This window comes from Mycobacterium sp. IDUB_9 (assembly GCF_055419505.1).
The window spans coordinates 536,128-561,102 of record NZ_JBVAXU010000004.1 but is presented as its reverse complement, the minus strand read 5'-3'; the positions used below and the strand labels follow the sequence as shown (position 1 = coordinate 561,102).

The following is a 24,975-nucleotide window of genomic DNA, read 5'->3' as shown; positions in this document are numbered from 1 at the left end:
CCGGCGAACACGGGGTGCCGCTTTCCGGGGTCAGTTGCGCTTGAGCAGGAGCGCGGCACCACCGGCCAACACCAGGGCCACCAACAGGAGCCCCGCCCAGCCCGCGCCGGCGATCCACCACACGGCGCCAAGCACAACGATCACCGGTGACACGGCGAACAGCACCATGCCGGGGTGCTGCTTCAAGACCGCGAGCGCGCCCTGGGCGCGGATCGGGTCGATTTCCTTTGCCATGCCACCAGAATGCCAGGGGTTGGCCGCGTTCGTAACTTGTAACCTGGTCTCGATCTCGACTCCCCCACCCGAATCAAGGAGAAACCGTGAGTACACCCGGACAACCCGGTTGGCTGCCCGATCCCGAAGGCCGCTTCGAATACCGGTGGTGGGACGGGCAATCCTGGACCGATCAGGTATCCCATCAGGGCCAGGCCGGCCGGGCGCCGATGGGTGCAATGCCGCAGCAGGAGCAGCCCCAACAGGCTCAGGCTCAACCCCAGGGTGACGGGTTCGCCGGCATCAGCGGGGATCTCGTCGACGGGCGGTTCAGTGAGAAAGAGGCGACCCCGATCGCCAACCAGAACCAGAAGATGCTGCGGGTGCGCCTGGGCGAACCATTCATGGCCCGACAGGGCTCGATGGTCGCCTATCAGGGCAACGTCGACTTCGCGTTCGAAGGCGGCGGCGCAACGAAGTTCATCAAGAAAGCCCTCACCGGTGAAGGCCTTCCGCTGATGCGTTGCCAGGGCTCCGGCGACGTATTCCTGGCCGACCAGGGTTTCGACGTCCACCTGCTGCAGCTGACCAACTCGGGCCTGTCGATCAGCGGCAAGAACGTGCTCGCCTTCTCATCCAGCCTGGACTGGAACATCGAGCGGGTCCGCGGCGGCAGCATCGCCACCGGCGGCCTGTTCAACACCACCCTGCGCGGCACCGGGTGGGTGGCGCTGACCACCGACGGCCCGCCCGTGGTGCTCAACGCGGCCGAGGCGCCGACCTTTGCCGATACCAACGCCGTGGTGGCCTGGTCGGCCCATCTGCAGACGCAGCTCAAGACCAGTTTCAAGGCCGGCGCACTGATCGGCCGCGGCTCCGGAGAGGCCCTTCAGGTCGCGTTCCACGGCAACGGTTTCGTGATCGTGCAACCGTCGGAGGGCGTCACCGTTCCGATGCAGTGAGCGATGCGGGCGCCAGCGCCCCGCCGTCCCGCATCAGCACATAGAGCGCCGCCGCGGACACCAGCCCGATTGCCGTGAGGCCCAGCCACACCAGTTCGGCCAGGCCCGCGGCGCGCGCCGCGCCGATCAGCGAGCCGGTGGCCACGTTGCCCAGCAGGATCCCGATACCCACGACGGTGTTGTAGAACCCGTAGTGGGTGGCCACCAGCCGATCCCCCGACAACGTGACGACGGTGTCCATCTCGAACGGGAACACCGCGGCCGAGCCCAGCGCCAGCAGCGCCGACGAAGCGAGCAGTGCCGCCACCGCGGCGGCGGTACCGAACCGGCCGCCGTCAGGCACCACTGCCATCGGAACGAAGGCCGCCGCCAGTACCAGCAGGCCGACCACCAGGCTGCGCCGCGGCCCCCAGCGGTCGGCGAACCACCGCGTGATGCGGAGCTGCCCGCCCACCGCGATCAGGCCGGACACCACGAATATCGCTGCTACCAAGGATGTTTCGTTGCCTTGCCGCAGCTCGGCCGCTTGCAGCGGCAACGCCAGGTACACCTGGAAGGACAGCACGTAGGTGCCGATCATCGCCACTGCGAACAACAGGAACCCGCGGTTGGCGACGACGCTGCGCCAGTCCTCGAGCACCGAACTCCGCTGCTCGACAGGTTCGGCACAGTGCTTCGGTAGGGCGAGCAACTGAGCCACCGTGAGGACCGCGAATACCCCGGCCGCCACCGCTGCAGTGACCCGGAAATCGAAGACCAGCAGCGCCATTCCGGCCAGCGGACCCAGCAGGATCCCCGCCTGGTAGAACACGTTGAACGTGGCGAAGGCCTCGACGCGGCGGTCCCCGGCATCGGCGGCCAGGTAGGCCCGCACCGCGGGGTTGAACAGGGCTCCGGCGAAACCTGTTGCCGCCGAGGCGATCAACATCGCGGGCAGCGAGTCCGCGACGACGAGCAGCCCGAACCCGGCGGTGCGCAGCAGACACCCGGCGACGATGAGGGGTTTGTACCCCAGCCGGTCGGCCAGGGTGCCGCCGACGATGAACATGCCCTGCTGAGAGAAGTTGCGAACGCCCAGCACCAGCCCCACCGCCCACGCGGCGAGGCCCAGCGGCCCGGCCAGATAACCGGCCAGGTACGGCATCAGCATGTAGAAGCCCAGGTTGATGCCGAACTGGTTGACCATCAACAGCCGGCTCGGTAGGTCGAAACTGCGGAACTGCGCGACGACTCCGCTCACTACGCCACCGCCATCGGGTCGGAGACCGTCTCGCAGCGGGTCCAGGACTGCACCACGCGATCGCCGGGACCCTCGATCGTCTCGGGTTCGTCGGCCGGTTGATGATCGAGCAGGCCGAGCTCCCGGCAATACTCGTCGTTGTACACCGTGTCGAAGTATCGCTGCGGCCCGTCAGGGAACACTGCGGCAATCGTGGTGCCGGCCGGCTGGTTTCGGGCCGCCCAGCCGGCCACCAGACCGACCGCCCCGACGCTCCATCCCCCGCTCGCGTAGTAGGTCGACGCCAACTTCCGGGCGGCCCACACCGCGTCGGCCGGTGCCACCCAGTGGACTTCGTCGAACGCGCCGTAGTCCACGTTGCGGGGGTAGATGCTCGAACCGAGGCCCCGCATGACGCGGGTCGCGGCAGGCTGGCCGAAGATCGTCGAACCGATCGTATCCACCCCGATCAGGCGCAGATCCGGGTTGAACTCACGCAGCACCCGCGCCACGCCTGCCGAATGCCCGCCGGTACCGACCGAGCAGACCAGCACGTCGACACGACCGATCTGGGCGTTCAGTTCCAACGCGAGCGGCCGGTAGGCCTCGACGTTGTCGGGATTGTTGTACTGGTCGGGATACCAGGCGGTGTCGTCGGCAGCGAGCAATTCGGCCACCCGGTCCCGCCGGGCCTGCTGCCAGCCCCCGGTGGGATGTGGTTCGGTGACCGTTGAAACCTCGGCACCGTAGGCCGTCAACATGCGCGCGATGATGGGCTCCAGGCCCGGATCGGTCACCAGGGTCACCGGATGGTGGTAGATCGTTCCCGCGAACGCGAGGCCGAGACCCAAGGTGCCACTGGTTGATTCGATGATGCGGCCGCCCGGTTTCAGATCACCGCGGGCCCGGGCCTGCTCCACCATGTGCATCGCGGGGCGGTCCTTCATACCGCCCGGGTTGAAGCCTTCGAGCTTCGCCCAGAATCCGCGCTCGGCATCGGTGAACGGAGTGGACACCCACAGGGTGGGAGTGTGGCCGACCATGGTGTTGGGCCCACGGTTTCGGCGCAGAATGTGGAACGAACGGGTGGACAGGGCATGGTTCATGAATTCGTCGATTCTGTATCTCCGGCCGCGCCGAAGCGCGGCAGCTGATCTGGACAGTGTTGGAGCACTGGCAGATCAGCGGCGCGCGATACAGATCCTGATCAGAAGCGCTTGACCGGCGACCGGGATTCGGTGACGGTCAGGTGGACCCCGCTGTGACCGCACCGCGGCGCACCCGCACAGCACCGCACAGCCGACGATGAACGTCACCACCGACAAAGCGACCGCTGCAGCGGTGGCCCGGGGCAGCACTGCCGCGGTGAAACCTTCGGGCGCGTGCGGCGCCCAACCATCGCTGACGTGCGGGTGGTCGAGCATCATCAGCTCGGCGCCCTCGCCGAACGCGGCAGCAACCGCATGCGGCAGGTGCGCCGGCTGATCGTGGCCGGGCACCTGCCACTGCCCGGCCAGCGCGGCCGCCCACAGGGCGACCGCCATCATGACTGCCAGCCGTTTCATCGGAATCGTCTCAGCCGCAGGCTGTTACTGACCACGAACACCGAGGAGAACGCCATCGCGGCACCGGCCAGCATGGGGTTGAGCAGTCCGGCCGCCGCCAGCGGCAACGCCGCGACGTTGTAGGCGAACGCCCAGAACAGGTTGCCCTTGATGGTGGCCAGGGTGCGCCGGGACAGCCGGATGGCATCGGCGGCGGCCCGCAGATCACCGCGCACCAGGGTCAGGTCGCTCGCCTCGATCGCCACATCCGTGCCGGTACCCATGGCCAGGCCGAGGTCTGCCTGGGCCAGCGCCGCGGCGTCGTTCACGCCGTCGCCGACCATGGCCACCACGCGGCCCTCCCCCTGCAGCCGTTTGATCACATCAACCTTGTCCTGCGGCAGCACCTCGGCATAAACCTCTTGCACACCAACCTGTTCCGCAATCGCGCGGGCGGCTGCCTCGTTGTCGCCGGTCAGCATGATCGGATCCAGACCGAGGGCACGCAGCTGCCCGATCGCCTCTTTCGAGGTGGCCTTGACCGCATCGGCGACCACCAGCACGGCGCGCGCCTGCCCGTCCCACCCCACGGCAATCGCCGTGCGGCCCAGGGCCTGAGCGTCGCGCATTGCGGTGTCCAGCTCCGGTGGCAACAGTTGAGCCCAGTCGGCGAGCAACTGACGCCGGCCCACCACCAGGGCGTGGCCGTCGACGACGCCCTGCACCCCTAGGCCTGCCACGTTGGCGAAATCCTCCACCGCGGGCAGCTCCCCGATCTTGTCGCGGGCCCCTTTCGCGACGGCCCGCGCGATCGGGTGCTCAGAGCCGTCCTCGACCGCCCCGGCCAACCGCAGCACTTCGGTGGGATCCTCACCGGGCGCGGTGATCACGTCGAGCAGCGTCATCGCCCCAGTGGTCACCGTCCCGGTCTTGTCCAGCACCACGGTGTCCACCCGGCGGGTGGACTCCAGCACTTCGGGCCCTTTGATCAGGATGCCGAGTTGGGCACCGCGGCCGGTGCCGACCAGCAGCGCGGTCGGGGTGGCCAAGCCCAGCGCACACGGGCAGGCGATGATCAGCACCGCCACCGCAGCAGTGAAGGCAGCCGCCACCGATCCGCCGGTACCCAGCCAGAAGCCGAGCGTGCCCACCGCCAGCGCGATGACGATCGGCACGAAGACCGCGGAAACCTTGTCCGCCAGGCGTTGTGCCTGCGCCTTGCCGGATTGCGCGTCCTCGACCAGCCGGGCCATCTGGGCCAATTGGGTATCGGATCCGATCCGGTTGGCCCGCACCACGAGCCGCCCGCCCACATTGACCGTGGCGCCGACCACCTGATCGCCGGAACCGACTTCGACCGGGACCGATTCACCGGTGAGCATCGAGGCGTCCACCGCCGACGAGCCGTCGACCACCTCACCGTCGGTGGCGATCTTCTCGCCGGGCCGGACCACGAACTCGTCGCCCACGGCCAGCGATTCGATGGGAATGCGTTGTTCCACACCGTCTCGCAGGACCGCGACATCCTTCGCGCCGAGTTCGAGCAACGCGCGCAGCGCTGCCCCGGCCCGCCGCTTGGACCGTGCCTCGAAGTACCGCCCGGCCAGGATGAAGGTGGTGACGCCGGCGGCGACCTCCAGGTAGATGTTCCCGGTGCCGTCGGTGTGCGAGATGGACAGCGAGAACGGATGCGTCATCCCCGGCATCCCGGCGGTACCCCAGAACAGTGCGTACAGCGACCAGCCGAACGCCGCGATGGTGCCCATCGAGATGAGCGTGTCCATGGTCGCGGTGCCGTGCCGCAGATTCGTCCAGGCGGCACGGTGGAACGGCAATGCGCCCCACACCACAACGGGTGCGGCCAGGGTCAGCGAGAGCCACTGCCAGTTGGTGAACTGCAGCGCAGGGATCATCGCCATGGCCACGACCGGGACGGTCAGTACGGCCGAGACGATCAGCCGGGTGCGCAACACCGCGGTCGGATCGTCCTCGACATGGTTCTCGCCCGGTTCGGTTGCGGGCAGTTGTGCTGTGTAGCCCGCGGTTTCGACGGCCTCGATCAGCTGTTCAGGCGTCACCTCACCCGCGACGTCGACGGTGGCCTTCTCTGTGGCGAAGTTCACCGTCGCGGTGACCCCGTCCAGGTGGTTGAGCTTCCGCTCGATCCGTCCGGCGCACGAGGCACACGTCATCCCGCCGATCTCCAGTACGACGTGGCCGGTCGCGGTGCTCACGGTGCCCCCTCAACGGTGAATTCGGCGGTGTGCACCGCGTCGCGGTGTTTGAAGTCCAGGAACAACCGGTAGGTACCGGCGCTGGGAAGTGTGGTGTGGAAGGCGATCTGTGGGCCCGGTGCAGTAGCCGGGTCGGCCGCATCGCTCATCGGATGGACGTGCAGGTAAGCCAGGTCCGACGCGCGCACCGCGACCAGGTGCCCGTAGGCGCCCAGGTAGGGCTGCAGATCGGTGACGGGCTTGCCGTCCCGGCTGACCGACAGCGTCAGCTCCGATAGTTGACCGGCCTCGGCCACCCCCGCGAGTGTGACGGTGTACCCGTCGACCGTGGTGGTGTCGGCCTGCCCGGGCAGTGGTTGCGGCTGGTACTTGCCCGCCACGGTCATGTCGGCGCCGACCGTGGCCGCACGGCCGTCGGCCGGTACGAAGTCGGCGAATACCCGGTAGTCACCGGGCTCGGCCAGATCCAGCGGGACACTCCACATGCCGGACTTGTCGAGCACCGGATGTACGTGCTGATAGTCGGCGAGATCGCGGCGCACCACGATCAGGTGCAGCAGCTTTTCGTGGCTCGTGACGTACTCGGTCACCGGGGCGCCGGTGCTGTCGAAGATCCGGAACCGCAGCGGTACCGCGTCGCCGGACGGCAGCGCGGCCTCATCGAGTTGCAGCGTGTAGCCCGCCGCGTGACCGGAGTCATGGCCTGCGGCCGGGGCGCTGCCCGGCATGATCGCCGAGCCGATCCCGAAGGACACAGCGAACACCACGACGAGTCCGACGACGAACCCGATGAGCTTCTGCAGCGCACTCATGATCGTCGGCCGCTTCAGCCCGCGACGGCGTAGCCGGCCTCGGCGACCGCATCGTTGATGGCCGACGGATCCAGCTGGTTGTCGCTGTCGATGGTCACCCGCCCGGTCGACAGGTCGACCTCGACCGTGCGCACGCCCGGGAGACCGCCGACCTCTTCACGCACCGACGTGACGCAATGCCCGCAGGTCATGCCGGTGACGGTGATGGTCTGGGTATTCATGCAATTTCCTCCTGAACCAGCTTCGTTGTTGATTCATACTATACCCCCCTAGGGTATCAATTCCAGCTGTCCCCTGCCCGGCTGCTGCACTATGGGCACATGCAGCAGACACCGGGCGGCTACCGGGCCCTCGTGGTCGACGACGAAGCCCCGTTGGCCGAGGTCGTCGCCAGCTACCTGACCCGCGAACAATTCGAGGTCACCGTCGCACACGACGGGTCCGAAGCACTTCGCCTGGCCCGCGAGGTCGACCCCGACGTGGTGGTCCTCGACCTCGGCCTGCCCGGCATCGACGGCGTGGAGGTCTGCCGATCGCTGCGCACCTTCTCCGACGCCTACGTGGTGATGCTGACCGCCCGCGACACCGAGGTGGACACCATCGTCGGCCTGTCGGTGGGTGCCGACGACTACATGACCAAACCGTTCAGCCCGCGGGAGCTGGTGGCCAGGGTGCGGGCCATGCTGCGCCGGCCGCGCGTCTCCTCCTCCACGGCGACAGATGGCCGGGTGTTCGGTGCGCTGCGTATCGACGTCGACGGTCGCCAGGTTTTCCTCGATGACGAACCGATCATGCTGACGCGCACCGAGTTCGATGTACTCGGTGCCCTGTCGGCTCGACCCGGCGTGGCACTGAGCCGTCGGCAACTCCTCGAATCCGTGTGGGAAACCACCTATGTCGGCAACGAACACCTCGTCGACGTCCACATCGGTCACCTCCGCCGCAAACTCGGCGACGACCCGGCCAATCCGCGGTACGTGATCACGGTGCGTGGCGTCGGATACCGCATGGGCACCGGACAGGACAGCCAGCGATGACCGTCGGCCTGCGTACCCGGCTGCTTTCGGCCCAGGCCCTGGTACTGGTCGCGGGCGCCGGCACCACCGGCCTGGTGGCCGCCATCGTCGGACCGCCGCTGTTCCGCGAACATCTGCACCGCGCAGGGGTTTCCGGTGACTCGGCTGAACAGATGCACGCCGAAGAGGCCTACGTCTACGCCACGGTGATCTCGATCGCGGTCGCATCCTGCGTCGCGATACTGGCGGCCCTGATCGTCACCTGGTACGTCGGCAGGCGCCTGCAGCGGTCGTTGACCGAGGTGGCCGAGGCCGCCACCGCCATTGCCGACGGCCATTACGACTCGCGGGTGCCCCCGGCCCACCTTGGCGACGAATTCGACTCCCTGGCAAGTTCCTTCAACCAGATGGCCGGGCGCCTCGAGGCCGTCGACGCCGGCCGGCGCAGGCTGTTCAGCGACCTTGCTCATGAGATCCGAACTCCGGTTTCGGTATTGGAGGCCTACTTCGAGGCCATCGAAGACGGCGTGAGAACCCTTGACCCCGAGACCGTCTCGATGCTGCGCCAGCAGACCCACCGGCTTGTCCGGTTCGCCGGTGACGCGGCGGCCCTGGCCAAGGCCGAGGAGAGCCCGGCCACGATCACTCCGGTACCGGTGGCGACGCACACCGTGGTGACCGCCGCCGTCGCCGCGGCCCAGGACCGGTTCGACGACAAGGGTGTGACGCTGGATTGGCGCGCAGCCGAGGATCTGCCCCCGCTGTGGGCCGATCCCCACCGACTGGCGCAGATCCTGGGCAACTTGCTCGACAACGCACTGCGGCACACCCCGGCCGGCGGACAGGTGACCATCAGTGCCGCCCCCGGTTCCGAGCGCGGCACCGCCACGCTGACAGTCACCGATACCGGCGAGGGCATCTCCGCCGAACACCTGCCCCATGTCTTCGAACGGTTCTACCGGGCCGACGCCGCGCGCGACCGCGACCACGGCGGATCAGGCATCGGACTCGCCATCGTCAAGGCCCTGGTCGAAGGGCACCACGGCCGGATCGAGGTGAACAGCCCGGTGACCCGTTCGGGTGCCGGGACCACCTTCACGATCACCCTGCCGACCGGTTAGAGCGAACCCAGAATCTGGCGCATGGTGTCGATCTCCTGCTGCTGCGTCTTCACGATGGTGCGAGCCATCTCGATCGCAGCGGCGTACTGACCGTCCTTGATCTCATCCTGAGCCATGGTGATCGCACCCTCATGGTGAGCAATCATGTGCGTCAGGTACAGCTTGGCCGCCTCGGCGCCCTGGGCGTTGCGCAGCGCGGTCATATCGGCTTCCGACACCATGCCCTGCATGGCCGGCATGCCGCCGTGGTTCATGTCGCCGTGGCCCATGTCGCCGTGGCCCTGCTGCGGCATCGGCGGCATCGGCGGGTTGCCCCACTGCTTCAGCCAGCCCTGCATCTGCGCGATCTCCGGAGCCTGGGCCCCCTTGATCTGGGTGGCCAGGTCAGTCACCCGCGCATCGATGCCCGGCTTGGCCAGCAGCACATCGCTCATCTCGACCGCCTGCTGGTGGTGCGGAATCATGTGCTGGGCGAACATCACATCGGCGTCGTTGTGAGCCGAGTTGTCCGCTGTGCCAGGAGCCTGCGGCGTGGCCGCCACCGAACTGGCAGTCGTCGCATCGGCGGCCCCGTCGGTGGACTGGCTGCTACAGCCGGCCACCAGAACCGCCGCGACCACCGCGCCGGCACTAAGCATCATCAGTTTCGTCATGGCTCCAGCGTCCCGAGGGTCGATGTGGCTGCCTTAGTCGTTCGATGAAGATTCGATAAAGGTCGGTGCGATCCGGGCCCGGAAGAGCTTGACGTCGTTCTTGACACCCTTGAGGTGGCGGGCCCCGGCGAACGACCAGCTGAACCGGTCCGCCTCACGGACCGCCGCCTTGGTGGACTCCGCGACCAGCACCGTCCCGGGCCGCGCGGCCCCGGTAACCCGACTGGCCAGATTCACCGAGCCACCGAACCAGTCACCGGCCCGGCTCACCGCCGGACCGGTCGCCAGCCCCACCCGCAACCGCGGGAAGCCCTCGTCGGTTTCGGTGGCCGCCACCAGCTGCAGCGCCGCATCCAGAAGTGACGCCGCGTCCGTGCTGACCAGCATCACCGCATCTCCGATGGTCTTGATCAACCGCACCGGGCCGACCGCCACCTCGCGTGCCGCGTCGGCCAGCCGATTCGCCAGCCGCTCAAGTTCTTCGGGCGCCACCATCTCGCCGAGCCGGGTGAAGCCCACGATGTCGGCGAACGCGATGGTGACCAGCCGCGCGCCGGGCAGCTGGACGCCCTCGGCCCGCTCGGAAGCGCTGACCGCCTCGGTCTCCATCGCGTGGCGCAGTTGCACGAACAGCATGTCGGAGATCATCGGCCCGATCAACGGAGCCGCCTCGGCCACCAGCGCCTCACTCGCCTTGGCGGTTTCCAGTTCCGTTGCCCCGGGCGTCAATACTGCCGCGAGCGCGGCGTGGCGCATCACTTCGGCGGCCCGGCCGAGGCCCTCGGAGAGCACCCGGGTGATCATCACGATCTGATCCGGGGCAATGCCGAGCTCGAGGAAACGCTCGGCGAAACCCACCGCCTCGGCGTCGGCCCGCAGCAACACCGCCGCATCGGGGTCGTCGACAGTCGCCAGCGACATCGCCCGCTGCAACCGCTGCACCAGCTCGACGTCCAGCCCCGTCTGCTCGCTGATCTCGCGGGTCGACACGTAGGTGCCGTCGTCTCCGGCCACGCGGCGCGAGGCCAGCAGCATCGGGGTGTCGGCCTGGCGGATCTGATCGGCGCTGATGCCGCGGGCCAGAAGCCATTCCACGAGCTCGGCACGCTGTGCGCCGGCTTCGCCGTCGAGCCCGTCAAGGAGTGTGGAGTCGGCCACCATCAGGTCAAGGTATACCCACGGGCCACATGAACTGCCGGAGCTGTCGAGGAAGCGAGCAATGAAGTCATGTCCTGGGGGTAACGGACGTCCACGACCACCGAATCCCCGAAGCGGTACGGCTTGCCGGCCACCAGGCCGACGAACTGCTTACGCAGCCGCGACATCTCGGCGCGCACAGTCACCACCCTGGACCGGTCGCCGTAGAGATCCTCGGCGAGCTCCGGCGCCGACCTGCCCTGCTGGCTGGTCGCCAGGACGAACAGGATCTCGGCGTGGCGACTGGAGATACCGCGCCGCCAACTGCCGAACTGGCCGGACATTTCCAGCGACGGTTCACCATCCCGTAGGTCCAGGATGACCCGCGACGGCTCCGCGCTGGGCTCGGCGGCATCGGCCACCCGGACCAGCCATCCGCCCGGCAGCGCCTCAACGTCGCACATCCCCAACGGCGGAATCCACACCCGGCCAGGTAACCCGTTCTCGGGCAACAAGATCCGGTTGTGCAGCGGCAAGGAGTCCACCGCCGCAACCCAGCCCTCGGGATCGACTGCCAGCGCCGGACTGCCCACCCGGGCAAGGATGGGCGCCGCCACTGCACGCAGCCGGTTCAACGTTCTGTCATGCGCCTCGCGCAGCTGCGATTCCGCGAGCCGCGCCACCAGGTCCACCAGGGCAATCGTTGTCGGGTGCACTGTGGAGGCCGGGCCGGATACGTCCACGATGCCGATGACCTGACCGGTACGAGGATCCCGGATCGGCGCCCCGGCACACGTCCACGGGTGGTGGCTGCGCAGGAAATGCTCGGCCGAGAAGATCTGCACCGCTCGATGCGAGGCGAGCGCGGTACCGATCCCGTTGGTGCCCACCGCGTTCTCGCTCCAGGTCGCGCCCTCGATGAAGCCGAGGCGATCGGCGAGGCTGAGCACGCGCGGGGAGCCGGACCGCCACAGCACCCGACCCCGGGCGTCGGCCATCACCAGGATGTTGTCTTCCTCGATCACCGAATCCAGCCCCCGCGATACGTCACCGAGGATGGCGACCAGACCGGACGTTTGCCGCAGCATGTCCAACCCAGCGGTCTCGACGCACGGCGGGGTGTGATGATCCGGGTTTATCCCCCTCGATCGCAACCGATTCCAGGAATCCTCGATGACCGCGCGAGGCCGAGCCGGTGACCGATCACCAGACATCGTGGCGTCGTACACCTCAGACAGCAGTCTGGCGTAACGGCGCGGGTCGTCACCCACGGCAACCGCAGGTTCGGGGATGCGGGGTCCGGGCATCATCGCTGATTGTGCTCCATATCACATCGAGATGCCAACCCTGAATTACCGATACACCACCCCACCGAATCGCGGTCACTCACACCGTCGACGAAAGTCGTTGTTTTCGAAACGATCTCGGGTCACGATTCTTCTCCGTTCGGGTTGACCAGAACTTTCATCTTCTTGCCGGCGTGCAGGGCTTCGAATCCCTCGTCGATCACCTCGTCGATCCCGATGCGCGTCACCCACCCCCTCGTGTCGTACACCCCCTGCGCCATGAGATCGATGACGGCCTCGAAGTCTGTTGACGTGTAACACAAAGAGCCCTGGATGCGGGATTCGTTCATAACCAAGTTGAGCAATGGTGTCGGCAGCGGTTTTTCGTAGATCGCGACGCTGACGGTCGGTTTGCGCGCACCCACGCACGCGGTGGCCGCCGCGATGGCAGGCGCCACCCCCGCAGCATCGAATGCCGCATCGGCGCCCCGGCCGTCGGTCTGATCGGTGATGAACGCCGGGACGTCGAGGGCGGTGGGATCCAGGGTCTTGGCGCCGAGCGACTCGATCCCGGACCTGCGGGTAGGCGAGGGTTCCACGACGAACACGTCATTGAGCCCTTTGCCCCGCAGCGCGAACCACAGGCCGATCCCGATCGGCCCGGCCCCGAAGATCACCGCGGTGTGTAGCGGGCCGACCTCACCGAGGGTCGCGGCGTGATAAGCCACCGACATCGGCTCGACCAGCGCACCGAGCTCGAGAGAGACATTGTCGGGAAGTCGGTGCAACATGTCGGTCGGCACCACGGTGTATTCGGCCATACCGCCGTCGGACATCAGGCCGTGAAAGCCGATCTGCTGACAGATGTTGTAGGTGCCGGCCCGGCACGGTGCGCAATGTCCGCATCGATAAATCGGCTCGACGGCCACCCGGTCTCCCGGCGCGAAGTCGATGACGCCCGCACCCACCTCGGTGATGGTTCCGGAGAACTCGTGGCCCATGGTCAGCGGCAGCTGCCGCCCGGTCAAGGGATGCGGTTCGGTCGGTACGAAAATCGGGCCAGCATAGTATTCATGCAGGTCAGTGCCGCAGATTCCGTTGAAGCCCACCTTGATCTTGACGGTGCCCGGCACGGGGTCAGGCTCGGGGACATCGGCGACTTCGACCTTGTTCGGTCCGTGGTACACGGCTGCTCTCATAGGGCCGTTCTAGGCGACCAGCCGGTTGCGCCGTAAGGGTTGCAAGACGTTGCGGTCTCAAATGCCGGGTCGGTTGCAACCCCGTGCAACCCTTGTTGCAACGTTCGGCACCGTGTGGGCTGGGCCACATGACACAGACCACCGCCGCACCGCTGGCCACACTGTCACCGCAGGACCGGGTCAACGCCTGGCTGGCCGACTTCGAGTCCGCCCTGGCAGATCGGGATATCGACCGCGTTGTCGGGAAGTTCGCCACCGACAGCTTCTGGCGGGACCTGGTCGCCTTCACCTGGAACCTCAAGACCCTCGAGGGCCGGGACAGCATGGCCGACATGCTGACCACACGACTGGACGACACCGAACCGTCCGGGTTCCGGACGGCGGAAACCCCGACCGAGGAATTCGACGGGGACCACGTAGTCACCTCGGCGTTCATCGAGTTCGAAACGGCGGTCGGCCGCGGCAAGGGGCACCTGCGACTGCGGGACGAATTGGGCTGGACCCTCCTGACGACACTCCAGGAGCTCAAAGGCCACGAGGAACGCAAGGGTGCCAACCGTCCACTGGGCGCTGTGCACGGTTCCGATCCCGACACCCGGTCATGGGCCGAGAAGCGTCTCGACGAGGAGCTGACGCTGGGCTACTCCGAGGAGCCCTACACCCTGGTGATCGGCGGCGGACAAGGCGGCATCGCGCTGGGCGCCCGGCTGCGCCAACTAGGGGTGCCGGCCATCGTCGTCGACCAACACGAGCGACCCGGCGACCAGTGGCGCAAACGCTACAAGTCGCTGTGCCTGCACGACCCGGTCTGGTACGACCACCTGCCGTACCTGCCGTTCCCGCCGAACTGGCCGGTGTTCGCACCCAAGGACAAGATCGGCGACTGGCTCGAGTTCTACACCCGGGTCATGGAAGTGCCCTACTGGAGCTCGACCACCTGTCTGTCGGCGGCATATGACGAAGACGAACAGCGGTGGACTGTCGAGGTGAACCGCAACGGCGAGGCGGTGACACTGCGGCCCGTGCATCTGGTGCTGGCGACCGGCATGTCAGGCAAGCCCAGCATCCCCACACTGCGGGGCCAGGAAGTGTTCCGTGGCGACCAGCACCATTCCAGTCACCACCCCGGCCCGGACCGCTACGTCGGCAAGCGCGCTGTGGTGATCGGCGCCAACAACTCCGCGCATGACATCTGTAAGGCGTTGTACGAGAACTACGTCGACGTCACCATGGTGCAGCGATCCTCGACGCACATCGTCAAGTCGGACTCGTTGATGGAGCTCGGTCTGGGTGACCTGTACTCGGAGCGCGCAGTGGCCGCCGGAATGACCACCGAGAAAGCCGATCTGACCTTCGCGTCATTGCCATATGCCATCATGGCCGACTTCCAACGGCCTATCTACGATGCAATCCGCCAGCGCGACAAGGACTTCTACGCACGGCTGGAAGCCGCCGGATTCGATCTGGACTTCGGCGACGACGACTCCGGCCTGTTCATGAAGTACCTTCGCCGCGGCTCGGGCTACTACATCGACGTCGGTGCCTGCGAGCTGGTCGCCGACGGCAGCATCAAGCTCGCGCACGGAGAGGTCGACCGGCTCACCGAAAACTCGGTAATCCTTGCCGACGGCACCGAATTGCCCGCCGATGTGGTGGTTTACGCCACCGGGTTCGGCTCGATGAACGGCTGGGCAGCCGACCTGATCAGCCAGGAAGTCGCCGACCGGATCGGCAAGGTGTGGGGCCTGGGCTCGGGAACCACCAAGGACCCCGGCCCGTGGGAAGGCGAACAACGCAACATGTGGAAGCCCACCCAACAGCCCAACCTGTGGCTCCACGGCGGCAATCTGCACCAATCCCGGCACTATTCGCTGTATCTGGCGTTGCAGCTCAAGGCTCGCTATGAAGGCCTGGCAACGCCGGTGTACGGACTGCAGGAGGTCCATCACCTGAGCTGAAGACCTACGACATGGCGCCCCGAACGTGAATCCCCCCACCGCCGTTCGGGGCGCCCGCGTGCGCGGGTATACATGCGAGGGTGACAGAGCTGCTGCACGGGCTGGACCCCATCGCCGGCCGGGAGCCCCGCGTACTGATCCTGGGAAACATGCCGAGCGTGCTGTCGCTGGCCTCCGGTCAGTATTACGGCAATCCGCGAAACGCGTTCTGGCGCATCACCGGATCCCTCTGCGGGTTCAGCGCCGATGCGCCGTATCAGGATCGGATGGCAGGCCTCCACATACACCGCATTGCCGTGTGGGACGTGCTGCGGTCCTGCCGAAGGGTGGGCAGCCTGGACTCAGCTGTGGAACGGGACAGCATGGTGCCCAACGACTTTGCCGGGTTCTTCGCAGCACACCCCACGCTCCGGCAGCTGGTGTTCAACGGGGCTGCCGCCGAGTCGAACTACCGGCGTCTGGTGGGCACCCCTCCGGTTCCCTGCGTCCGGGCACCGTCGACCAGCCCCGCCCAGACGATGCGCTATGAGGACAAACTGAAGGCCTGGCAGGCCGCACTGGGAGTTCTGGACAGTTAGGCCGGCGTCGTCGCAAGCCGTTGCTCGATTCACTAACCCATGGGAAAAATCCCATCGTGCCAGTGTGGCAACCCGGCCCCTCCGACGTTGCTGCGTTCTATCCTCGATGCAGCGGGTTCTCCGACGGCCGGGGGCTTCGAATGACGGAAACTGCGACATGCCGCGCGTGTGGCACCGAGCCGCGGGCAGGTGCCCGGTTCTGCGACGTCTGCGGCGCACCGGTCAAGGTGGCGCCTAACGCCGAATACAAGCAGGTCACCGTCTTGTTCGCCGACGTGGTTCGCTCCATGGACATCGCAACGACGCTGGGCGCCGAACGGCTCCGCGAGATCATGAGCGAGCTGTTCAACCGCTCCGCCGCGGTAGTCCGCCGCTACGGCGGCACCGTCGACAAATTCACCGGCGACGGCATCATGGCCATATTCGGAGCGCCCGTGGCGCTGGAGGACCACGCTTTTCGGTCCTGCCTGGCTGCATTGGAGATCCATCAGCAGACCGCACTCCTGGCCGTGCAGGTGAAGGCCCGCGATGGCCTCGACCTGCAGTTGCGAATCGGGTTGAGTTCGGGTCAGGTCATCACCGGCGAGGTTGGCACCGACACCATGAGCTACACCGCGATCGGCGAGCACGTCGGCATGGCGCAACGCATGGAATCGGTCGCCCCACCCGGCGGCGTGATGCTCACAAATTCAACCGCAAACCTGGTCAAAGACACCATGAAGCTTGCCGACCCCGAGATGGTGCAGGTAAAGGGCGCCAGCCACAGGACTCGGGCCCGCAGGCTCCTCGAGGTCAATTCCGCACACGACCTACTCAGTGTCGGCGAGTCGAACCTCGTCGGCCGGGGCTGGGAATTGTCCGCCGTAGAGGGCATTCTCGAGCGCTCGGTCCAGGGGCACGGCAGCATCGTCCTGCTGGTCGGCGGGCCCGGGATCGGCAAGAGCCGGCTGGTCAGCGAACTCGCGGCCAAGGCCACTGCGCGCGGGGTCCCGGTGCACTCGACATTCTGTGAGTCGCACACCACCGAAATCCCGTTCCATGCCATCGCTGGACTTCTGAAGGCAGCATTCGGCGTCGCCGAACTCGACCGCGCGGCGGCGCGTACGAAGGTCCGGACCCAGATTCCCGACGACGCCCCGGAAAGCCTGCAGCTGCTCGACGACTTGCTCGGCATCGCCGACCCTGACGTCGTCCCACCGGCGATAGACCCAGACGCTCGGCGGCGCCGGCTCACCACCCTGGTCAACGCGGCATCGCTGGCGCGGACGACACCGGCGGTCTACGTCATCGAGGACGCGCACTGGATCGACGGCGTCAGCGAATCGATGTTGTCGGATTTCCTGTTGGTGACACCGCAAACCCCCTCCATGGTCGTGATCACCTACCGCCCCGAATACCACGGCGCACTGAGTCATGTCCATGGCGCGCAAACGATTGTGCTTACCCCACTGAATGATTCGGAGACCTCCACGCTGATCACCGAGCTACTGGGAAGTGGCGACGGGGTGGCCGACTTGACCGACACCATCGCCGCGCGCGCTGCCGGCAACCCGTTCTTCGCGCTGGAGATCGTGCGCGACCTGACCGAACGCGGTCTGCTCCGTGGCGAGCGAGGTGCCTACGTGCTGTCCGACGGGCACCGTCGCGTGAGCGTCCCTGCCACCCTCCAGGCCACCATCGCCTCGCGCATCGACAGGCTTGAACCGGCGGCCAAGCGAACCCTGTGCGCCGCGTCCGTCATCGGTTCACGGTTCAGCGCCGGTTTGTTGACCTGCCTCAACACCGAGCCGGTGTTCGAGGAGCTGATCGAAGCCGAACTCATCGATCAGGTGCAGTACACGCCTCATGCGGAGTTCGCGTTCCATCACCCGATGGTGCGGACCGTCGCATACGAATCACAGCTCAAGGCCGATCGCTCAGAACTCCACAGGCGTCTGGCCGACACCATCGCCGACCGCGAACCCGGACAAGCCGACGAAAACGCGGCATTGATTGCCGAACACCTGGAAGCCGCCGGTGACCTACGGGCGGCATACGCCTGGCACATGCGCGCCGGGGCGTGGGCCAACAGTCGCGATACCGCTGCGGCGCAAGTGTGCTGGGAGCGCGCCCGCCAGATCGCGGACTTGTTGCCCGCCGACGATCCGGACCGGGCGGCGATGCGGATAGCACCACGCACACTGGTGTGCGGCAATGGCTTCCGAAGCAAGGTAACTGTCTCCGGTGCCCGATTCGAGGAACTTCGTGAGCTGTGCGAGGCCGCCGGGGACAAGGCATCATTGGCGATCGGCATGGCAGGGCTGACCGGTGAACTGATGCTGCAAGGCCGGGTACGCGACGCGGCGCGACAGGTTTCCGAGCACATGACGCTGATCGAGTCGATCGGCGATCCGACACTCACCGTCGGACTGTCCCCCACCCCGATCGCCCTCAAGATCGAGAGCGGCGAAATGGGCGAAGTGCTGCGCTGGTCGCAGACGGCAATCGACCTGGCCGACGGCGACCCCACCAAGGGCAACTTCATCATGGGTTCACCGCTGGCAGCCGCCTTCGCGGCCCGCAGCATCGCGAAATGGGCTCTCGGTCTTGATGGTTGGCGTGCGGATCTGGAACACGCGCTCGCCATGGCACGCACCACGGACAAGTTCTCGCACGCGCTCGTCATCACCTGGACGTACTTCACCACGTTGTCCAGCGGGGTACTGCTCGCCAGCGACGAGGCGATACGTGACATCGACGACGCCCTGCAGATAACCGAAGGAGCAGGCGACGATATCGCGCTCGGCCTCGCCCGCGTGACCATGGGATATGCCTTGCTGAATCGAGAATCTCCGGCGGACCGCGAGCGGGGATTGACGATGCTCGGCGAAGTCCGGCAGATGTGCCTGAGCGGACGGTTCTATCTGTCCGAACTTGTGGGCATCGACGTTTACACCGCACGCGAGCGCGCCAAACGCGGTGACCGCGCCGGCACGATCCGGATACTGCGCCAGGCGATCGACGACCTGTTTCACACCGGGCAGCTTCCGTACAACATCCTGGCGACAGGCATCCTCGCCGAGACCCTCGTGGACAGGGGCGCCAAGGGGGACCTGGCCGAGGCTGAGGCCGCCATCAACAGACTGATGGCAATCCCCGTCGAAGATGGCCTCATCCTTCGCGACATCATGCTGCTGAGGAGCCGGGCCCTGATCGCCCGCGCGAAAGGCGACGACGCCGACTACCGCGAATTCCGCGACCGATACCGAGACATAGCGAGCAGGCTCGGCTTCGAAGGGCACATCGCCCTGGCCGCAGCGTTGCCCTGAGCGCTCACGAAAATCTGCCACGCGCGTGTCGTGGGTGCATGGCATAATCGAACACATGTTCGACACCGATTCTGCTGCTGACCTGATCGACCGGGTCAGCGCCGGGGCGCGGGCCGAATCGGCGGCGATCGCGGGACGCCTGGCCGCGATCGGGGCATTGGATTCGCTGCGCGCACACGAACTGGCCGAATCGATCTTTTGGACCACCGACCCCTTCGCCGAAGTGGCCGCTGAAATCTCGGCTGCCCTGCGGATCAGCCGACACCGGGCCGGCACCCAGATCCACCACGCCCGCGTCCTGCGCGACAAACTGCCCCTGGTCGCAGCCCGCTTCGCTGCCGGGGACATCGACTACCGGGTGGTGCAGATGATCATCGCCCGCACCGGCATCGTCGATCCCTCGGTGTGGGCAGGGTTGGATGAGGAACTGGCCACCCGCGCACACCGATGGATGCGCCTGTCCGAAAACCAACTCCGCGACCGGATCGATCAGTGGATCGCCAAACTCGACCCCAACGGGGTGCGGGTCCCACCCAACATCGCCGAGGAACGGTTTGTTCAGGTCGAGGTGGGCAGCCCGGGCAAGGCCACGGTGTGGGCCAATGTGGACGTCACCGACGGGGCCGCCCTGGATCAACGTCTGGATGCTTTGGCCGACACGGTGTGTGAGCATGATCCCCGCACCCATGCCCAGCGCCGGGCTGATGCGATCGGTCCGCTGGCCCGCCTGCAATCCCAGCTGCAATGCCTGTGCGGGTTACCCGATTGCCCGGCCAGCCAGCAGCGGGCCGCGGCCACTGCCGCAATGGTCCATGTGTTGGCCACCGAGTCGACCCTAGACGGCACCTCTGATGATCCGGGCTATCTGCCCGGCTACGGGATCCTGCCCGCCGAGACGGTGCGCAACCTGGCCGCCAACGCCAAACACAAACCGGTCGTGGTGCCCGCCACTGACACCGGCACACACACCGGCACCGACACACACACCGAGAACACTGCGCAGACGGCCCACACCGAGAACCCTGACACCGGCGCGGGCGAGCCGCAGTACCGCCCGTCAGCAGCATTGTCGGAGTTCATCCGGTTCCGCGATCTCACCTGCCGCTTCCCCGGCTGTGACGCCCCGGCGGTGGTTTCCGATATCGACCACACGGTGCCCTACCCCCTGGGCCCGACACACCCCTCCAACACCAAGCTCTATTGCCGCGCACACCACCTGGTCAAAACGTTCTGCCCCGGCTGGTCGGACCGCCAATTTCCTGACGGCACCATCGAATTCAGCTCACCCACCGGACACACCTACACCACCGAACCCCACGGCGCCGCCCTGTTCCCCACCCTGGCCCAACCCACCGGGAACCTGAACCTCCCCGAACCCGAGCCGCAAGCCCCAGAGACCAACCGCGGCGCGAAGATGCCGACCCGCCGCCAAACCCGCGAACAAGACCGCCAAGACCGCATCGCCGAAGAACGCCGGCTACGCGCCGAAATCAACAACGACCTCGAATTCGAACGCGACTTCCAAGCCTGGATCGCCGAACACTACGAACCACCACCACCCTTCTGAGTACTGATCGCGTACTCACCCGGTGTGCTGCCCAGCATGGACCGGAAGTCGTTGATGAAATGAGCTTGGTCGTACCAGCCGAGTCGCACTGCGAGATCGGCGAAATCGACTCCGGGCACGGTCTCGATCTCCAGCGCCGCCTGCTGCAGGCGGTACCTGCACAGCACCCACTTGACCGTTACCCCGACGTACCGGCGGAACACCCGCTGGGTGGTCCGCGTACTCCACGGTGAGAGCGTCATGACCTGCTCCACGCGATGCAATGACGCGTCGTCACGCATCCGCTCGATCAACGGCACCAACGCCCGGTACGTTTCGTCCAACGGCGCTTCCGAAGCCGAGATCGTGGCATCCAGGCGGGCGCGGACGGTGTCCACGTCCGCCCCCAGAAGCACTGGCGCACCGAATAATTCGTCATCCACCGGAACAACCCGCCCGGTCATTGCGGCAGCGTCACCGCCGAACCGGGCGGTGAAACCGCCGGGCCGGAATCGAGCCCCGACCACCCCGCCCCGACCGCTGATCGTGATGCGGAATACCCTCGGCACCACCCCGTGCAGCAGCGTGCTGGGCAACCGATAACCATGGCGCACAACATCATCACCCCACTCACGGGTGAGATGCATGGCAGGGAAGGTGATCACCGTGCTCTCGAAGGGCCCGGTCTCGTGCCGGTCCCAGGTCACCGACCAGTAATGCTCGACGAATCTCGCGGCCTCCTCCGACGGCGCCCACCGGTGGAGGTCGAAAGCCGAAGCACTGCCTGCACGGCCGACCACGCCGCGCATTGGCGCGTTTTTCCAAGCGGCCACGCACCCCAGCCTACGAAACTGGCTGACATGAGTGTCACACCGATTCCAGCGGGCTACACCAGCCTGACCCCGTTCATCTGCGTCGACGGTGCGGCGGAGGCGATCGCTTTCTACCAGAACGTGTTCGGCGCCACGGTCATAGAGCGGATGGACGGCACTGACGGCACCGTCTCGCACGCCGAACTGGACTTCGGCAACGGCCGGCTGCAACTCGGCGATCCGCAGGAAGCGTTTCAGATCACCGCTCCCCTGCCGGGCGCCTCGGCAACGTACTCGTTGGGGCTCTACTGCCCCGATGTCGACGACGTGGTCGCCCGCGCGGAGAAGGCCGGGGCGACTATTCGCGAGCCCGCGCAGACATTCGTCACCGGTGACCGGTTCGCGTCTGTCCTCGACCCATTCGGTCTGCGCTGGACCGTCATGACCCGCGTCGAGAACTTCACGCCGGCCGAACGCGAACGCCGCGTCGCCGAATGGGCAGCCACCGCCGGCGGCTAACGTGACGGGATGTCTTGCGTGTTCTGCGCCATCGTCGCCGGGAAAGCCCCCGCCATCCGCATCTACGAGGACGACGAGTACCTGGGCATTCTCGACATCAGGCCGTTCAGCCGAGGCCACACCCTGGTGATCCCGAAGCGGCACACCGTCGACCTGACCGACACGCCGCCGGCGACCGTGGCCGCGATGACGAGTATCGGCCAGCGCATCGCGCGGGCCTCCCGTCGGTCCGGGCTGCACGCCGACGGCAACAACATCGTGATCAACGACGGCAAGGCCGCCTTCCAGAGCGTGTTCCACATCCATCTGCACGTGGTGCCGCGCCGCAGCGGCGACAAGCTGTCCTTCGTCAAGGGCATGGTGGTGCGCCGAGATCCGGACCGTGAGGAATCGGGGCGCCTGTTACGTGCAGCGGTGGCGCAGCTCGACGAATCCGCGCAGGATTGAGCGCATGAGCGATCTCCCCCGCGTCGAGCAGGTGGGCTTGCGGCTGTTGCACATCCACGACCTGCTCTACCAGAAGTCCAACGGGCTCATCGGTCACCGGATCCCCGGTATGCCGCCGAGCCTGCTCCTGCACACCACGGGCGCCAAAACCGGCGAACCCCGGATCAATACGTTGAGCTATGCCAAAGACGGCAAGGACTACCTGGTGGTGGCGTCGATGGGTGGTGCGCCGCGTTCACCGGGCTGGTATCACAACCTGAAAGCCCACCCGCGCGTCGAGATCAATGTCGGGACCAAGCGACTCGGTGTCATCGCCAAACCCGTGCTACCGGACGCTCCCGATTATCAGCGGCTGTGGAAGATCGTCAACGACAACAATTCTCACCGCTACGAGGCTTATCAAGCCAAGACCAGCCGGCCGATCCCGATCGTGGTGCTCACGCCCTAGAACAGCTCTTTGGCCAGCAGTTCGAGGGTGGTGTCGCGCGCCGCCGCGGTAGCCGGATCGACACCACGGCGGGCCGAGGCCACGGGGTTGACCATGACCTCGTCGACATCGAACTCTTCGGCCAAGGCCCGGACCTGCTCGGCCGCCTCGGTGGGCGAACCGACCACGGCGCGCCGCAGACCGGAGGACACAATGGCCTGTGCCTGTGGAGTCATGGTGGTCGCCTCGGCATCCTCGACGAGATCGAGGGGGCCGAGCGGCTGGCCGGTGCGCAGCCGGCCCATCATCTGCAGCTGAGGCAGCAGAAGTGCCTCCGCTTCTTCCCTGGTCTCAGCCACCGAGGCGTTGACGGTCAGGAAGGTGACCGGCTCGGGCGCCAGGTCGCTGGGCTGGAATTCGTCGCGGTAGACGGCCAGCGCCTCCGCGGTGCCGTGCCCGGAGAAATGGTGGGCGAACACGTAGGGCAGCCCCTTGGCCGCGGCCAGGTGCGCCGAGTACATCGACGAACCGAGTAGCCACATCCGCGATTCGGTGACCGCCACCGGCGTCGCCTTGAGCACGTAGTTCTCCCGCATCAGGTCACGAGGCAACGGCACCCGGACACCGCGGGCACCCATCAGCGCCACTACGTCGTCGAGGTACTGCGGGAACGCTTCGATATCGCGATCGTCGCGTCCGGCGGCGCCACGAAGGGCCAGCGACGTGACCGGATCCGAGCCCGGCGCCCGACCGATACCGAGGTCGATGCGGCCGGGGTGGGCGGCCTCCAGCAGCGCGAACTGCTCGGCCACCGCCAACGGCGCATGGTTGGGCAGCATCACCCCGCCCGAGCCCAGCCGCAGCTGCGTGGTGTGCGCGGCGAGATGCGCGATCAGCACCGGCGGGCTGGTGGCGGCCACCGCGGGCATGTTGTGGTGCTCGGCGAGCCAGTAGCGCGTGTAGCCCAGCCGGTCGGCGGTCTGCGCCAGGTGAGTCGTGGCAGTCAGCGCATCGGCCGTGGACTGGTCGGTGCGCACCGGGACGAGGTCGAGGACAGAAAGCCGCATGACAACGTCAACGTCACGAGCCGTCCGGTTCGTTCCCGCCCGACTCGGCCACCAGGCATCTGGAGGTGGTGAAGATGTCATCGAGCATGGCCGCCGTGAGCCGGCCCGTGAAGGTGTTCTGCTGGCTGGGGTGGAAGCAACCGAGCAGGGTGACCGAGCCGAACGCGGAGGTCAACGGCACCGTCGCGCCGTGGCCGAACTTGGGCGCCGGTTTGATGTTCGAGCCGATCAACTCCAGTGCGGCTCGCCACGCGAACCCGCCCAACGCGATGACCACTCGCACCGACGGCCCCACCAATCGCCATTCGGCCTGCAGCCAGGGCGCACAGGTGGCCCGCTCGGCCGGGGTGGGCGCATTGGCAGGCGGTGCGCAGCGCACCGCGGCGGCCATGCGGGTGTCGATCAGTTGCATGCCGTCGGCTGCGTCGACGCACATGGCCTGATTGGCCAGCCCGGCCCGATGCAACGCGGCGAACAGGAAATCCCCGGATCGGTCGCCGGTGAACACCCGTCCGGTGCGGTTGGCGCCGTTGGCGGCCGGGGCCAGCCCGACGATGAATATGCCGGGTTGCTCAGCGCCGAACCCGGGGGCCGGCCTACCCCAATATGGTTGATCGGCAAAGGCTTTCCGTTTGGCCACGGCCACCTCTTCACGCCAGGTGACCAGCCGGGGACAGGCCCGGCACACTGAGATCTGTGCGTCGAGGCCCTCCACCGTGGCGGCCCGCGCCGCCAGCCTCCGCGCCTGTGCTGCTGATTTGGCCACCGGGGTGGACGGTGTCGCCGGATCACCAGGCCAGCCCGAGCCCGGCGGCACCGGCGAGGTGAACGAGTCCCCGGTCCGCGGATGTGGGAGCTGGGACATCGACACCCCTCCACTGTGCCGGAAATTCCGTCGCGACGGGTGCGGGCACGCT

Annotated in this window: 24 protein-coding genes; 10 read left to right on the top strand and 14 right to left on the bottom strand. The window is 66.9% G+C overall.

From position 1 onward, the window contains the following. Nucleotides 1-30: 30 nt before the first annotated feature. Nucleotides 31-234: a hypothetical protein gene (locus tag ACZY08_RS20740; protein WP_463746480.1), complete on the bottom strand. Its 204-nt coding sequence runs from the start codon at nucleotides 232-234 to the stop codon at nucleotides 31-33. A gap of 86 nt (nucleotides 235-320) precedes the next feature. Between ACZY08_RS20740 and ACZY08_RS20735 the strand changes: the two genes are divergently transcribed. Next, a complete protein-coding gene (locus tag ACZY08_RS20735; RefSeq protein WP_463746479.1) occupies nucleotides 321-1,175 on the top strand; it encodes an AIM24 family protein in 855 nt (284 codons plus the stop codon). Here the strand turns inward: ACZY08_RS20735 and ACZY08_RS20730 are convergent. The 6 genes from ACZY08_RS20730 to ACZY08_RS20705 all read right to left on the bottom strand — a co-directional run bounded on the left by ACZY08_RS20730 (nucleotide 1,156) and on the right by ACZY08_RS20705 (nucleotide 7,205). Then, nucleotides 1,156-2,361, bottom strand: coding sequence for an MFS transporter (locus ACZY08_RS20730; protein ID WP_463746589.1), 1,206 nt, complete (start codon nucleotides 2,359-2,361; stop codon nucleotides 1,156-1,158). The two genes, ACZY08_RS20735 and ACZY08_RS20730, sit on opposite strands and share 20 nt — an antisense overlap. Nucleotides 2,362-2,414: 53 nt before the next feature. After that, nucleotides 2,415-3,500: a PLP-dependent cysteine synthase family protein gene (locus tag ACZY08_RS20725; protein WP_463746478.1), complete on the bottom strand. Its 1,086-nt coding sequence runs from the start codon at nucleotides 3,498-3,500 to the stop codon at nucleotides 2,415-2,417. A 75-nt stretch (nucleotides 3,501-3,575) separates the two neighbouring features. Further along, nucleotides 3,576-3,959 (bottom strand): putative copper homeostasis (lipo)protein LpqS, encoded by a 384-nt coding sequence (gene lpqS / locus ACZY08_RS20720; protein ID WP_463746477.1) that lies wholly within the window; start codon nucleotides 3,957-3,959, stop codon nucleotides 3,576-3,578. Further along, nucleotides 3,956-6,172: a heavy metal translocating P-type ATPase gene (locus ACZY08_RS20715; RefSeq protein ID WP_463746476.1), complete on the bottom strand. Its 2,217-nt coding sequence runs from the start codon at nucleotides 6,170-6,172 to the stop codon at nucleotides 3,956-3,958. Before ACZY08_RS20715 ends, lpqS begins: the two co-directional genes overlap by 4 nt. Then, nucleotides 6,169-6,984 (bottom strand): hypothetical protein, encoded by an 816-nt coding sequence (locus tag ACZY08_RS20710; protein WP_463746475.1) that lies wholly within the window; start codon nucleotides 6,982-6,984, stop codon nucleotides 6,169-6,171. The genes ACZY08_RS20715 and ACZY08_RS20710 overlap by 4 nt, the downstream gene beginning before the upstream one ends. Before the next feature lie 14 nt (nucleotides 6,985-6,998). Then, nucleotides 6,999-7,205 (bottom strand): heavy-metal-associated domain-containing protein, encoded by a 207-nt coding sequence (locus ACZY08_RS20705; protein WP_463746474.1) that lies wholly within the window; start codon nucleotides 7,203-7,205, stop codon nucleotides 6,999-7,001. A 99-nt stretch (nucleotides 7,206-7,304) separates the two neighbouring features. Here ACZY08_RS20705 and ACZY08_RS20700 point away from each other — a divergent pair, with 99 nt between their 5' ends. Next, nucleotides 7,305-8,021: a response regulator gene (locus tag ACZY08_RS20700; protein WP_463746473.1), complete on the top strand. Its 717-nt coding sequence runs from the start codon at nucleotides 7,305-7,307 to the stop codon at nucleotides 8,019-8,021. Then, complete coding sequence (locus ACZY08_RS20695; RefSeq protein ID WP_463746472.1) at nucleotides 8,018-9,121, top strand: HAMP domain-containing sensor histidine kinase; 1,104 nt, start codon at nucleotides 8,018-8,020, stop codon at nucleotides 9,119-9,121. The genes ACZY08_RS20700 and ACZY08_RS20695 overlap by 4 nt, the downstream gene beginning before the upstream one ends. On the opposite strand, the gene ACZY08_RS20690 is transcribed toward ACZY08_RS20695, so the two are convergent. The 4 genes from ACZY08_RS20690 to ACZY08_RS20675 all read right to left on the bottom strand — a co-directional run bounded on the left by ACZY08_RS20690 (nucleotide 9,118) and on the right by ACZY08_RS20675 (nucleotide 13,396). Next, entirely contained in the window at nucleotides 9,118-9,774 is a 657-nt protein-coding gene (locus ACZY08_RS20690; RefSeq protein ID WP_463746471.1) for a DUF305 domain-containing protein, read from the bottom strand. The two genes, ACZY08_RS20695 and ACZY08_RS20690, sit on opposite strands and share 4 nt — an antisense overlap. Nucleotides 9,775-9,807: 33 nt before the next feature. Then, entirely contained in the window at nucleotides 9,808-10,935 is a 1,128-nt protein-coding gene (locus tag ACZY08_RS20685; protein WP_463746470.1) for an adenylate cyclase regulatory domain-containing protein, read from the bottom strand. Continuing rightward, nucleotides 10,935-12,218: a GAF domain-containing protein gene (locus ACZY08_RS20680; RefSeq protein WP_463746469.1), complete on the bottom strand. Its 1,284-nt coding sequence runs from the start codon at nucleotides 12,216-12,218 to the stop codon at nucleotides 10,935-10,937. Before ACZY08_RS20680 ends, ACZY08_RS20685 begins: the two co-directional genes overlap by 1 nt. A gap of 122 nt (nucleotides 12,219-12,340) precedes the next feature. Then, the gene (locus tag ACZY08_RS20675; protein ID WP_463746468.1) at nucleotides 12,341-13,396 is read right to left on the bottom strand and encodes a 2,3-butanediol dehydrogenase; all 1,056 of its coding nucleotides are present in this window, start codon (nucleotides 13,394-13,396) and stop codon (nucleotides 12,341-12,343) included. 128 nt (nucleotides 13,397-13,524) lie between these two features. Here ACZY08_RS20675 and ACZY08_RS20670 point away from each other — a divergent pair, with 128 nt between their 5' ends. The 4 genes from ACZY08_RS20670 (at nucleotide 13,525) to ACZY08_RS20655 (ending at nucleotide 20,807) form a co-directional block, all read left to right on the top strand. Next, nucleotides 13,525-15,354, top strand: coding sequence for a flavin-containing monooxygenase (locus ACZY08_RS20670; RefSeq protein WP_463746467.1), 1,830 nt, complete (start codon nucleotides 13,525-13,527; stop codon nucleotides 15,352-15,354). An 80-nt stretch (nucleotides 15,355-15,434) separates the two neighbouring features. Further along, complete coding sequence (locus ACZY08_RS20665) at nucleotides 15,435-15,932, top strand: DNA-deoxyinosine glycosylase (RefSeq protein WP_463746466.1); 498 nt, start codon at nucleotides 15,435-15,437, stop codon at nucleotides 15,930-15,932. 140 nt (nucleotides 15,933-16,072) lie between these two features. Continuing rightward, on the top strand, nucleotides 16,073-19,240 hold the full coding sequence (locus ACZY08_RS20660) for an ATP-binding protein (protein WP_463746465.1): 3,168 nt from the start codon (nucleotides 16,073-16,075) through the stop codon (nucleotides 19,238-19,240). 55 nt (nucleotides 19,241-19,295) lie between these two features. Next, nucleotides 19,296-20,807 (top strand): HNH endonuclease signature motif containing protein, encoded by a 1,512-nt coding sequence (locus tag ACZY08_RS20655; protein ID WP_463746464.1) that lies wholly within the window; start codon nucleotides 19,296-19,298, stop codon nucleotides 20,805-20,807. On the opposite strand, the gene ACZY08_RS20650 is transcribed toward ACZY08_RS20655, so the two are convergent. Further along, a complete protein-coding gene (locus ACZY08_RS20650; protein ID WP_463746463.1) occupies nucleotides 20,783-21,619 on the bottom strand; it encodes an AraC family transcriptional regulator in 837 nt (278 codons plus the stop codon). The two genes, ACZY08_RS20655 and ACZY08_RS20650, sit on opposite strands and share 25 nt — an antisense overlap. A gap of 27 nt (nucleotides 21,620-21,646) precedes the next feature. Here ACZY08_RS20650 and ACZY08_RS20645 point away from each other — a divergent pair, with 27 nt between their 5' ends. The 3 genes from ACZY08_RS20645 to ACZY08_RS20635 are packed head-to-tail and all read left to right on the top strand — an operon-like array spanning nucleotide 21,647 to nucleotide 23,012. Beyond that, the gene (locus ACZY08_RS20645) at nucleotides 21,647-22,117 is read left to right on the top strand and encodes a VOC family protein (RefSeq protein ID WP_463746462.1); all 471 of its coding nucleotides are present in this window, start codon (nucleotides 21,647-21,649) and stop codon (nucleotides 22,115-22,117) included. A 9-nt stretch (nucleotides 22,118-22,126) separates the two neighbouring features. After that, nucleotides 22,127-22,564 (top strand): HIT family protein, encoded by a 438-nt coding sequence (locus ACZY08_RS20640; RefSeq protein ID WP_463746461.1) that lies wholly within the window; start codon nucleotides 22,127-22,129, stop codon nucleotides 22,562-22,564. A 4-nt stretch (nucleotides 22,565-22,568) separates the two neighbouring features. After that, nucleotides 22,569-23,012, top strand: a complete 444-nt coding sequence (locus tag ACZY08_RS20635; protein ID WP_463746460.1) for a nitroreductase family deazaflavin-dependent oxidoreductase — start codon at nucleotides 22,569-22,571, stop codon at nucleotides 23,010-23,012. On the opposite strand, the gene ACZY08_RS20630 is transcribed toward ACZY08_RS20635, so the two are convergent. Together ACZY08_RS20630 and ACZY08_RS20625 are read right to left on the bottom strand one after the other, a co-directional pair. Next, complete coding sequence (locus ACZY08_RS20630) at nucleotides 23,009-24,058, bottom strand: LLM class flavin-dependent oxidoreductase (RefSeq protein WP_463746459.1); 1,050 nt, start codon at nucleotides 24,056-24,058, stop codon at nucleotides 23,009-23,011. The two genes, ACZY08_RS20635 and ACZY08_RS20630, sit on opposite strands and share 4 nt — an antisense overlap. A 13-nt stretch (nucleotides 24,059-24,071) precedes the next feature. Continuing rightward, nucleotides 24,072-24,923 (bottom strand): uracil-DNA glycosylase, encoded by an 852-nt coding sequence (locus ACZY08_RS20625; RefSeq protein WP_463746458.1) that lies wholly within the window; start codon nucleotides 24,921-24,923, stop codon nucleotides 24,072-24,074. Between the last annotated feature and the right edge of the window lie 52 nt (nucleotides 24,924-24,975).